This is a genomic window from Enterococcus sp. DIV1726a (genome assembly GCF_051710985.1).
GTDB lineage: Bacteria > Bacillota > Bacilli > Lactobacillales > Enterococcaceae > Enterococcus_B > Enterococcus_B hirae.
Genome location: NZ_JBIOLS010000001.1, coordinates 971,642 through 984,438, shown reverse-complemented (window position 1 = coordinate 984,438; position 12,797 = coordinate 971,642). Strand labels below are relative to the sequence as shown.

Here is a 12,797-nt window from a genome sequence, read left to right as displayed (position 1 = left end):
TGATTCACTTATACTTTTTTGAAAAATTATAAAAGCAAAAAAAAACGATTCTTTTAGATAGCTATTGATTCTTTTTTGAAGAACAGTTTTTTGCTGAGAGTTGCTTTTCTGCTGCCCAGTGATTAATGGGACCATACTTGTGACCGACAATGATTTCTTCACCAATTGCAATATTGACGTAGTCTTTTGCCGTTCGGATTGCTTCTTCTACTGTTTTTCCCTTCGCTAATTCTGCAGCGATGCAAGCCGACAATGTGTCTCCTGTACCGTTGATTCGATCTGTCGGATAAAAGACTGCACTTAACCAAAATGATCGTCCAGATTCCAGCAACACATAATCTCTTACTTCTTCTTGATTACTTTCTTTCGTATGAAATCCTTTGATCATCACATTTTTGGCACCCATTGCTTGTAAGTCAACAGCGGCCTGAACATAATCTTCATCTGTCGTTAAGGTTCGTCCAGTTAATTTCTCTGCTTCATAGAAATTCGGCGTCAAGACAGTCGCTAACGGTACTAGTTTTTCTTTCAGACTACTTAAAGCAGCCTCTTCTAATAATAGATTTCCATGCTTCGTCACGATTACTGGGTCGACCACTAAAGGACCGAAGTTATACTGTTGATAATTTTTAACTACTGTTTCAATCAATTCTGCATCAGCTAGCATACCTGTTTTAGCCGCTCTTATTTGGTAGTCTTCAGCGATCAAAGAAAATTCTTTATCAATGAACTCACTTGGTAAGGTCACACTTGCTCCGATCCCATAAGAATTTCCTGCCACACAAGCCGTCATAACTGATACACCATAGACGCCACGGGTAAAGAAAGTATGCATATCTGCTTGCATTCCTGCACTTCCATCACTGTCTGATCCCGCGATCGTCATGACTTGTACATATTGGTCGTTCATACACTTCATTCCCTTTTTTATTTTTCCAACTCATTCCCTATTCTACACAACTATACCACTTCTTACTTTAAGGAATCAAATCGTAGTGGATGGACAATTGTTGATTGCAGCTTTTGTCAAATTAGTAATATTCAAGATATCTCCTTAAGAATAGTGATCTTTTTAACTAATCACTTACTAATTAGTTAAAAAGATGAAATAAGCAAAATACAGCATAAAAAAAAAACCGAAGATAACTGACATAAAAGAAATGATGCTCAGCTTCTTCGGCTTACTTTTTTATTTGCTTCTTCAGTGTACTGCTCAGTTCTAGCATCCTCTCACTAACTAGCGAGTGACGTTATTTTACTACCAACACATTGCACGGTGCATGTGTGACTACATAAGAAGTAGTTGAACCAACTAAGACACGTTCCACGGCATTCAATCCTGTAGCCCCCATAACAATCAAATCAATTTTTTCCTTTGATTCATTGAAATTTGCAATCAATGTTTTCGGATATCCATACAAAATATACGTCTCGATATCTGTTAGTCCCTTTTCAATTGCTAAGTTGCGATGCTCTTTCATTTGGTTTTCTGCAACTTCATCTAATTCCTCTTGTAAGTTCGTTGTAACAAATGCAAAATCACCGAAATAGTTACCCGTTACTTCGTTTACGTACAAAATGTGTAGCTTTGCCTGATTTCTTTTTGCAATTGTAACTGCTTCAGAAAAGGCTTTTTCTGCTTTTTCTGATCCATCAATTGCTACTAATATATTTTTATAGGTGTCTGCCATTGAAACCGCCTCCTTTACAATCAGTGTAGCACGATTATTTTAAGGGAACAACTAATTTACTAGCACTGACCAAACTTAGCGATTCGCTTGTCTTTGAACTTGTTCATGCGTTTTTCTCTCATTAGAGCTGTAACCTTCTTGGCTTGCTTTTTCTTTTATCTGAGTCATATGCAATTTTTTTATTAGTGGCTCCCTTTGCCTTAAATTACTTTTCGATTCAAAATAATCCGTGGCAGGAAATAACTTCTTCTTTTCGTTCGTCTCTGTTAAAACCATATCATTATTTAACTTCTCATGCTTGGTCACTATTGACTCTAATGATATTTCAGTCTGTCTTTCCTTATTCACTGGTTCTTTTTCTTGAAGTTCTTTAGGTAATACTCTTTCTAAATTTGAAGCGATACCTGTATAAAAATTGATTATTTTTTGTGCTTTACCCCGTAATCTCCATTGATCAAAATTACCACACGCTTGAAAAGAGTATAATTTAGGTCTATAAATTGGGTTTAAATTTATATTCTTGAACCCAACATAATCGACGAGGATCGCTCGTAAATTTTCACAGCACCAAGCTGGATTTTCTTGATACAAATCATAGATTTGTTTTTCTACTGTCATTTGGCTTCTTACTTGCGGGGCATGTTTTCGTGCAAACTTCCTAATGTTAGTATTTCTTATAGCGAACTCATTATCGACAATTTCACGAAATTCTTTTGAAGAAGTTAGCGAAACAAAAGGAAGTCTGTCCTGACATTTTTTCAGTAATTTTTTCCCTATTTCAGGTTGTTCCTTTATTAAATTTAGAATAATTGGATAATTCGAAAGATGATCCCTAAACTTTTCTTCTACACTTTTATCGGAGTCATCCTTGTTAATCTTGACTACTGATTGTTCGATTGCTGCTATTAATTCTTCTTTTACTATATTATTTTCCGCTTTGTCGGTTGGAATATTCTCTATTAGAATTCCTTTTCGTTCCATATGTTTTTCAATTACTTTTGCAATTGTTTTAAGTATGGATATATGATTATTATCGTTTACTATAGGACCTTCATCAAAAGTGTCTATCCACTTTTGCATTTGCCCGTATGTAAAATGGATACCCGTTTCCTCTAATCTTTCTCTTGTTATTTGATATTCTTTATCTATTTCCTCCAAATTCCTAATTTTAGGAGGCAAAATTTGTTTAACTATTTCTGGAAAGTAATAGACAAGTTTTTGCTGCTCTAATGTTTCTTTCATTTCATCCATCAATGAAAATAAGAATCTATCCTTTTCTTGTTTTACATTTTTATTTGTTGAGGGGGCCTTCCATTTAGTCTGATCTAGTTGATTTATAGGAGCTACAGAATCAATTTTCTGATAAAATTCAGAGCGATTTTCATCAGTCAATGATGAATCAACATGTTGTAGGACAAACTCTCTAATTGGTGTAAAGGATGTTTGACGATAAACTGCTACGAGTGGATCAATCTCTTGTTTTTTTTGGTTTACTACTCGCTCCAATTCCAATGCTGTTTGATGATTGATTTCTTCTGCAACTGCACGGATGACTTCTTTTTCAGTAATCAATTTGTTTAGCTTTTCTTTTTCAGTTACTGTTAAATAATCCCTCAAACAGCTAGAAATTTTCCCTTTAAAAGATAAGTCTGTTTTTTTAAGACAAACATCTACATAAGCTTTTAATTCAAGTTTTGATAAGTTATCCTTCTGTAAGAATAATGGAAGAAACGGGTCGTTTTTTAGGTAAGCGTAAAACTTTTCCCTTTCCTCCAAACTTAAATTTGGTTTCATTACTGTTTGAATCGCTGCTTCTCTTTGCATATCTGTATCTAAATTTTCAGCTAGTTCTTTGATAAATTGCTGTAATTGTTTATTTTTCGTAACAGAATCAACATTAGCCTGACCTATCTGTATTCCTTTACTCCCATCCTTTTGATAGTTATAAACGCCATTCCTTACTAATTCTTTCAGTTGGTTATCATTCTCAATCTGCTGCTGCTTCTTTTCAGTTTCCAAAATATTTTTTTGCTGCGCCATGTCGAGCTTTTGATTATAAATTTCTATTATTTGTTTGGCTCTTCTTTGACTTTCCTCATTAGGAGATAGTAGAATATCTTTCGCTTTTTCATTGATACCAGTTGATGCCAAATATTGGATTAAATCTGCGCAAAACGGGAGGTCTTGCTTACCTAGCTCATAAATTTGTTCAGATAACTCTGTATCTTCCCCTAAATCTTCTCTTGCAAGTTGATGTGCTGAATTTTTAAAATGAGCAACGACGGTTGGCGTTATCTTTGCAAAATCTTTCAACGGAACTGCCGGAGCAATTTTTTGATAGTATGTAAATAGTTTTTTGACTCTATAGTCTTTTTCTGCGAGCGCTAAAATTTCTTCATCCGTTTTCGATTGACTTGCTTTCACTTCTTGGCTAAATCGTTCTAATCTTTTCTCTATTCTCTTCTTTACAGCGATAAATAAAGGCTCAATTTCGTCTACAGATTGCCATGTAGGTAATAAAATGATTCGGCTAATAAAACCGGTAATATTCGATTGTTTCTGTTTATTAAGTTCTAATACTGACTGCCAGTTTCTTCCCTTTTCTTTATCATACAGTACCCACTTATCCTTTAATTTATTTAAAGCCTTATTTTTTTTTGGTAGAGATAAAATGTGTTTCCCATTATGAGATTTTTTTTTGACTGAACTATATATATTTTCAAAATGACTGTCCATATATCTATATTTATCATCATCATCAAAACGAGAAATTAGAGCAAGAAAAACTTGTAATTCTTCCTTGACACTTTTTGGTTCATCGTTTTTTTTGCTTTCTATTTCTTCGGTAGACTTCTGGACATAAACCATCCTCTCAGCTAGAGAAGACAGATTATGCTCTCTCAATCTTCCTATGTCTTCAAGGCTGATTTTTGTTCGATAGTTCTCCCCATTTTTTTGTTGAGAATGACGTTGTCTTTGAATAAAAGAGTCAACTTCAAAGGTTAATTTACTAGATTTGCTTAGTTCATAAAGTGCAATACGTTTTTTAAATTCTAAATGTTTTTCAGCATCTAAAGACAATTGTGCTTGATTTTTGATGAACTGCTGAGTATCAACTGAATTCACTTTTTCATACATCTCCGTAAAGAAGCCGATTGATACTCCTATGTCATATCTTAATCTTTCATATGCGCTTGGGCCTATTTCGTTAACTATTGTTAGAAGTTGTTTTTTTTCTAAAATCAATTCATCAATATCGATTTGGTTTGGGGTTGCGACATTTTTTTTCAAGTTTTTTATTGTTTCTAAATCACTTGGTATTTCTTTAGCTTCAAGGTAGGCTAGATAATAAATGATCATTTCACTTTTTGATGATACTTCATGGTCAATAAAATACCGTAGTACTTCATCTTTAAAGTCAACTGTCGGTAAAGTAAAGTCCGTTTTTCTACTTTCCTCTTGGAGTTGGTTGTTTATATCAAATGCTAGGTAATTACTTTCAGTCAAATATTTTTGAGCTTGTTCTTTAATCATTTCTCGAGCTAGTATCGAATCACTGTTATTATATATCGCTCTGAAATAATCATATGTTCCCCTTTTTTTCCCTTGTTGGATTTTTTCAAGTTCGAACACAATATCGCTTTCTAAGTATTTTGCCAGCAATAATAATTGTCTTTTCTCTGAGTATAGCGTTATCACTTCTTTTTTTTCTTTATCCGTTAAATCTTTAATCAAAACTTTTTCAAAAATTATTTGGATATTATTCGGTAATTTTTGTGCATCAAGATACGCCAAGTAAAAAGCCCGAACTTCATTAGCAGATAAGTATTCCCTCTTAAGAAAACGACTTAGTCCATTTTCTTGAAAATCTACATTTGGTTGTGTGACTGATTTTTTTCTAAATTCATCTTGAAATTGGGTATGAATTTCAAATTCAACATACTTACTTTCCGTTAGGTATTTTTTGGCTTGTTCTTTGATTCTTTCTTGATGCTTTTTCGAATCGGTATTTTTATACGCCGCTAAGGCCACTAAAAAATAATCATCTGTTACCTGTTTTTTGCCTTGTTGGATTGCTTCAAGTTCATATACAGTCTTTCTATCTAATTCTTTTGTCAGTAGTAACAATTGTCTTTTCTCAGGAACAAGCTCTAACGCTTGTGCTTTTTCAGCAGAAGTTAGCTCGTTCAATAAGAGGTATTTCAAAGTATCTTTTAGAGAATTTGGTAATGTCGTCTCTTCAAGATAAGCCAAATAATACGCTCGTTCCTCGTAAGCCCTTCTGCTTTTTCCATCCACGAGTAGATGGAGACTTTCTTGTAAACGATCATTTTCATTCCATTTTCCCTGAGATCGTTGTTGTCTTGTCCTGAGCATAAAATCCAAATAATCAAATGTAGTTAAATACTGTTTTGCATAGTCATCAATGATATATCGTTTTTCTTCAATCGTTGTATGTAAGTAGATATGTGTGAATAGATCTGTTGATGCTTTTCTAAATCCTTTTCGGATTTCTTGCAATGCAAATAAGTAGTATGGTTCTACCTCGTTTGTCAGAGATAATTCAACTTGTTCCTGTTCTTTTTTAATTGGCAAATAACTATAGTCAGGATCTGTGGTGGGATGTTCCTTAAGATAGGAGTTAACGGTTGTCTCCATAAACGTATTAAAGTTGGGGTGGTTATCAGAAAAAACATAGGGCTCCACCATTCTTTTAAATAAATCATTTTTCAATTGTGTCGAGGATAATTTCCGTTTTAAAATCAAACTGGCTCGGACTACATCATCCATTTGATTCCCCCATTTTCTTTTTGTACTACTAGAAGGAGACACCAAATCAATAAATATTTGTTCGATATTATTCATTGATTTAACTATTTTTTCATTCTCGAATGGATGTAAATAATGATAAATTTCCATGGATTCACTTAGTTCGCTATCATCTAATGAATAACTAGCATAAAATTGCTCTTTAAACTTTTTTTCCTTTTTATCTTTGATATCGTTTATCAACTCTTGAAAAGCCACACAAAAATTTGCCTTTTCTTCTAAAGAAAATAATTTTTTTTTAAGGAACAACTCCCTAAAATTTTGTCTTGTTCCATAGTCAGCCTTAGCGATTAACTGTGTAACCTCTTGCCAGTCTAAAAATATTTTTTTTTGATTTTCTGGCAATCGTTTCAATATACTTTTTTCTAAAATTTCCTTTTTATTCTGAAAAACATGTCCATATAGTACATCTTGTTCATCTAATAATTTATTCAATAAATAAATACTATCCGCCAATAAGTTGGGATTGTTGTATAGGTTAATTGTGATCCACTCTTCATTTTCTTTACAAGATACTTCATTTCCTCTAATCTCCATATATTCTTTCTCATAAAAGTCTCTTTCCATTTGCATTTCTCCGTTCTTCATTAATATACTTAGTTTTTTAGGGAACAACTAATTTACTAGCACTGACCAAACTTAGCGATTCGCTTGTCTTTGAACTTGTTCATTCGTTTTTCTCTCATTAGAGCTGTAACCTTCTTGGCTTGCTTTTTCTATCTGAGTCATACGCAGCTTTTTTTCTAGCGACTTCATTTGTCCTACATTACTTTCTGATTCGGATTGACCAAGAAAAGGATATAGTCTCTTCTTTTCGTTCGTCTCTGTTACATCCATATCATTATTTAACTTCTCATGCTTGCTCACTATTGATTCTAATGATATTTCAGTTTGACTTTCCTTATTCGCTGATTCTTTTATCTGAGTCAAACGCAGTTTTTTGTCTAACGGCTCCATTTGTCCTAAATTACTTTTCGGTTCAAAATGATTTGTGGCAGGAAATAACCTCTTCTTTTCTCTCGCCTCTGTTAAAGCCATATCATTATTTAACTTCTCTTGGTCGCTTACTATTGACTCAAATGATACTTCAGTTTGGCTTTCCTTATTCGTTGATTCTTTTTTTTGAAGTTCCTTAGGTAATACTTTTTTTAAATCTAAAGAGATATCTATATAAAAATCGGTTATTTTTTTGGCTTTATTTAGTAATCTCTGCTGACTAAAACTCCTATCCACTTGAAAAGAGTATAATTCAGGTCTATATATTGGGTTTAACTTTATCTTCTTGAACCCAGCATAATTGACGAGGATCACTCGTAAATTTTCACAACACCAGAATGGATTTTCTTGATACAACTTATAAATTCTTCTTTCTTCAAACAATCGTGCTCTTTTTTCTCTCGCATATTCTAATGCAAAACGTCTAATCCCGGTATGTTTTTTGAGGAACTCTCTATTCATCATCTGAAGAAATTCTTTTGAAGAAGGTAGCGAAATAAAAGGAAGTCTGTTCTGACATTTTTTCAATAATTTTCCCCCTATTTCGGGTTCTTTCCTTACTAAATGGTTGAAGATTGGCTGAGTCGAAAGATGATTTATAAACTGCTCTTCTATACTGATCCTAGGGTCATTCTTATTAATCTTAGCTACTGATTGTTCGATTTCTTTTTTCAGTCTTTCTTTTATGCTATTTTTTTCTTCTTTTTCGGTGGGGATATTTTCTATTAGAGTTCCTTTTCGTTCCATATGTTTTTCAATTACTTTTGCGATTGTTTGAAGTATGGATATTTGAATATTATCGGTTACTATCGGGCCTTTTTTATATGTAGCTTCCCAATTTTTCATTTGATCGTCTGTAAAATGGATACCTAATTTTTCCAAACTTTCTCTCGTTACTTGATGAGAATTAAATTCTCCGACTATTTCAGGAAAGTAATAGGCGATTTTTTGTTGTTCTAATGTTTCTTTCATTTCATTAATTAGTGAAAGAAAGCCTATTTTAGTTTCTTGTCCTAATTCCTCTTTGTTTGTTAAGTGTGCCCCAAAATTAGTCTGATCTAGATGCTTTATAGAAGCTGCAGAACCAATTTTCTGATAAAATTCAGAGCGATTTTTTTCAGTTAGTGATGAATCAACTTGTTGTAGGACAAACTCTTTAATTGCTGTAAAGGTTGTTTGACGATAAACAGTTACGAGTGGATCAATCTCTTGTTTGTTTTGGTTTACTACTCGCTCCAATTCTAAAGCTGTTTGATGACTGATTTCTTCTGCAACTGCACGGATAACTTCTTTTTCAGTAATCAATTTATTTAATTCTTTTTTTTCAGTTATCGTTAAAAAAGCCCTCAAATTGCCAGAGATTTTCCCTTTAAAAGATAAGTCTGTTTTTTTAAGACAAACATCTACATAAGCTTTTAATTCAAGTTTTGATAAGTTATCCTTCTGTAAAAATAATGGAAGAAACGGGTCGTTTTTTAGGTAAGCGTAAAACTCTTTCCTTTCTTCCAAGCTTAAATATGGTTTCATTACTGTTTGAATCGCTGCTTCTCTTTGCATATTTGTATCTAACTTTTCAGCTAGTTCTTTTATAAATTGCTGTAATCGAGTGTTGCCCGAAACAGAATCAACATTAGCCTGTCCTATATGTATTTCTTTCCCATCACCCATTTGATAATTATAAACGCCATGTCTTACTAATTCTTTCAGTTGGGTGTCATTTGCAATCTGCTTTTCTTTCCTTTCCTTTTGTAGAACTTTTTTTGATTGCTTAGTTTGCCGTAGCTTTATGAACTTTTGATGACAATTTTCTATTATATACTCGGCTCTGTCTTGACTTTCCTTATCAAAAGATTTCGGAATACCTTTCGCTTTCTCATTTTTGTCAGTTGATAGCAGATACTTAATTACATCTACACAAAACGGTAGGTCTCGCTTTCCCAGTTCATAAATTTGTTGAGATAATTCCGCATCTTTTCCAAAGTATTCTCTTGCAAGTTGATGTGCTGAATTGTTAAAATGATCAACGACGGTTGGCGTCGCCTTTGCAAAATCTTTCAACGGAACTGCCGGAGCAATTTTTTGATAGTATGTAAGTAGTTCTTTGACTTTAGGGTCTTTTTCTGCGATCGCTAAAATTTCTTCATCCGTTTTCAGTTGACTTGCTTCCACCTCTTGGCTAAATCGTTCTAATTTTTTCTCTATTCTCTTCTTTACAGCGATAAATAAAGGATCAATTTCAGCTACATATTGCCATTCAGGCAATAAAATGAATTGTTTAATTATTTTGATATACTTCGATTGTTTCTTGTCATTCAGATCTAACACGAACAGCCAGTTGCTTCTATTTTCTTCAATAAATGGTACCCTCAGATGTTTCAATTTATTAAACGTTCTAACTGATTGTGGTATAGAATAAACTTGGTTCCTCAGATGAGCATAATGTCTGACGTACCTGAATATATCTTTCAAATTACTATCTATAAATGTATATGAATCATTACTATCAAAACGAGAAATTAAAGTAATGAAATCTTTTAATTCTTCCTTGACAGTTTTTTGTTCATCGTTTTTTTTGCTTTCTATTCCTTCGATAGATTTCTGATCTAAAACCATCGTCTTAGCTAGAAAAGACAGGTTTTGCTTCCTCAATTCTTCTATGTCTTGGAGACTGACTTTCGTTCGATGGTTCTCCCCATTTTTTTGTTGATAATGACGTTGCAGTCCAATAAAAAAAGCAACTTCAGAGGTTAGTTCGTCAGACTTGCTTAATTCATAAAGTGCAATGCGTTTTTTAAATTCTAAATGTTTTTCAGAATCTAAATACAATGATGCTTGTTTGTTGATAAACTGATGATGCTCATTAGACTTCACATTTTCATACATCTCCGTAAAGACACCGATTGATATTCCTGCGTTAGTTCTTAATTTTTCATATACACTTGGATCTATTTTGTTAGCTATTGATAAAAGTTGTTTTTTTTCTAAAACCAAATCCTCGACATCGATTTGACTTGGAGTTACGACAGCTTTTTTTAAATTTCTTATTGTTTCTAAATCACTGGGTATTTCTTTAAATTCAAGATAGGCTAGACAATAAATGATCTTTTCATTTTTGGATAATACTTTATGGTCAACAAAATACCGTAGCGCTTCATCTTTAAAGTCCACTGTCGGTAAAGTCAAATCCATTTTTCTACTTTCCTCTTGGAGTTGGATCTTTATGTCAAATTCCAGATAATTACTTTCAGTCAAATATTTTTGAGCTTGCTCTTTAATCATTTCTCGAGCCAATATCGAGTCACTCTTTTTATATATCGCTAAAAAATAGTCATCTGTTCCCTTTTTTTTACCTTTTTGGATTACTTCAAGTTCTAATATAATGTCGCTTTCTAAGTATTTCCCCATCAGTAACAATTGTTTTTTTTCTAAAGATTGCGTTATCACTTCATTTTTTTCTTTATCCGTTAAATCTTTAGTTAAGTGTTCTTCAATAATTACTTGGATATCATTCGGAAATTTTTGTGCATCTATATACGCCAAGTAAAAAGCTCGAATGTCATTAGCAGATAAGTCTTCCCTCTCAATAAATCGTCTGAATACTTTTTCTACATTCGGTTGTGTAACTGATTTTCTTCTAAATTCTTCTTGAAAATAGGTATAAATTTCAAATTCAACATACTTACTTTCAGTTAAGTGTTTTTTGGCTTGTTCCGTGATAATTTCTTGAACCTTTTTCGAATTGGTTTTTTCATATAACTCTAAGAAATAAGCGTACGTCACCTTTTTTTTGCCTTGTTGGATTGCTTCAAATTCATATACAGTCTCTATATCTATTTCTTTTACCAACAGCAACAATTGTCTTTTCTCAGGAGCAAGCTCTATCACTTGTCTGTATTCACCAGAAATTAGCTCGTTCAATAAAAGGTATTTCAAAGTATCTTTTAGAGACTTTGGTAATGTCGTCTCTTCAAGATAAGCCAAATAATACGCTCGTTCCTCGTAAGCCGTTCTGCTTTTCCCATCTACAAGTAGATGGAGATTTTCTTGTAAAGAATTGTTTTTATTCCATTTTTTCTGAATATGTTGCTGTCTTATCCTGAACATAAAATCCAAATAATCAAATTTAGTTAAATACTGTTTTGCATACCCATCAATAATATCTCTTTTCTCTTCAATTGTTGTCTGTAAATAGATATATGTGAATAGCTCTGTTGATGCTTTTCTAAATCCTTTTCGGACTTCTTTCAATGCTAATAAGTAGTATGGTTCTACCTCGTTTGTCAGGGATAATTCAACTTGTTCCTGTTCGTTTTCAATTGGAAAACGACTATAGTCAGGATCTGTGGCAGGATTTTTCTTAAGATAGGGGTTAACGATTATCTCCATAAACGTATCAAACTCGGGTTGTTCATGGGAAAAAACCTGAGGTTCCACCATTTTTTTGAGTAAATCATTTTTCAATTGTGTCGAGGATAATTTCCGGTTTAAAATCAAAGCGGCTCTGACTACATCATACATTTTACGTCTTTTATCTGTACTACTGGAAGGAGACACCAAATCAATAAATAGTTGTTCGATATTGTTCATTGATTTGGCTATTTTCTCATTCTCGAATGGATATAGATAATGATAAACTTCTATGGATTCACTTAGTTCGTTATCATTTAATGAATAATTAGCATAAAATTGCTCTTTAAACTTTTTTTCCTTTTTATCTTTGATATCGTTTATCAACTCTTGAAACAGCACACAAACTTTCGCCTTTTCTTCTAAAGAAAATAATCTTTTCTTATGGAACACCTCCATAAGTTTTTGTCGTGTTGTAAGATTGCCTTCAGAGATTGCCTGGGTGACTTCTTGCCAATCTAAAAAAATTTTTTTCTGATCTCCTACCAATCGTTCTGATATACTTGTTTTTAAAATTTCTTTTTTCTCCTCCGTATCCTTTCGAGGTAGTACATCTTGTTCATCTAATAATTTATTCAATAAATAAATACTATCCGCCAATAAGTTGGGATTACTGTCTAGGTTAATTGTGATCCACTCTTCATTTTCTTTACAAGTTACTTTACTTCCTTTAATCTGCATATAGTCTTTCTTATAAGAGTCTCTTCCCATTTGTTTTGCTCCTTTTATTCAGAAATTGCCCTCATTATGTCTTTATCTATCTAATTTTCTATCAATCGATTGACTGGCTTTTTCTTCAAGTCAGGTGGCAATTCTGAAGAATACTGAACTCAAGAAACATGAGTTCAGTATTCTTCGATTATAACTAAGTTT

Annotated in this window: 4 protein-coding genes; all 4 read right to left on the bottom strand. The window is 32.9% G+C overall.

Annotation, left to right across the window (positions count from 1 at the left end; genetic code table 11):
• Nucleotides 1-61: 61 nt before the first annotated feature.
• The 4 genes from thiD to IGJ27_RS04485 all read right to left on the bottom strand — a co-directional run bounded on the left by thiD (nt 62) and on the right by IGJ27_RS04485 (nt 12,635).
• The gene (gene thiD / locus IGJ27_RS04500) at nt 62-910 is read right to left on the bottom strand and encodes a bifunctional hydroxymethylpyrimidine kinase/phosphomethylpyrimidine kinase (RefSeq protein ID WP_088745315.1); all 849 of its coding nucleotides are present in this window, start codon (nt 908-910) and stop codon (nt 62-64) included.
• 340 nt (nt 911-1,250) lie between these two features.
• On the bottom strand, nt 1,251-1,691 hold the full coding sequence (locus tag IGJ27_RS04495) for a universal stress protein (protein ID WP_010719609.1): 441 nt from the start codon (nt 1,689-1,691) through the stop codon (nt 1,251-1,253).
• A 75-nt stretch (nt 1,692-1,766) separates the two neighbouring features.
• Entirely contained in the window at nt 1,767-7,088 is a 5,322-nt protein-coding gene (locus IGJ27_RS04490; RefSeq protein WP_256733991.1) for a hypothetical protein, read from the bottom strand.
• A 72-nt stretch (nt 7,089-7,160) separates the two neighbouring features.
• The gene (locus IGJ27_RS04485; protein WP_438791691.1) at nt 7,161-12,635 is read right to left on the bottom strand and encodes a hypothetical protein; all 5,475 of its coding nucleotides are present in this window, start codon (nt 12,633-12,635) and stop codon (nt 7,161-7,163) included.
• Nucleotides 12,636-12,797 lie beyond the last annotated feature (162 nt).

Bases quoted from the DNA above. Each gene is read 5' to 3' on its own strand.
- thiD (WP_088745315.1), bottom strand. From the start codon at position 910: ATGAACGACCAATATGTACAAGTCATGACGATCGCGGGATCAGACAGT.
- IGJ27_RS04490 (WP_256733991.1), bottom strand. From the start codon at position 7,088: ATGGAAAGAGACTTTTATGAGAAAGAATATATGGAGATTAGAGGAAAT.
- IGJ27_RS04495 (WP_010719609.1), bottom strand. From the start codon at position 1,691: ATGGCAGACACCTATAAAAATATATTAGTAGCAATTGATGGATCAGAA.
- IGJ27_RS04485 (WP_438791691.1), bottom strand. From the start codon at position 12,635: ATGGGAAGAGACTCTTATAAGAAAGACTATATGCAGATTAAAGGAAGT.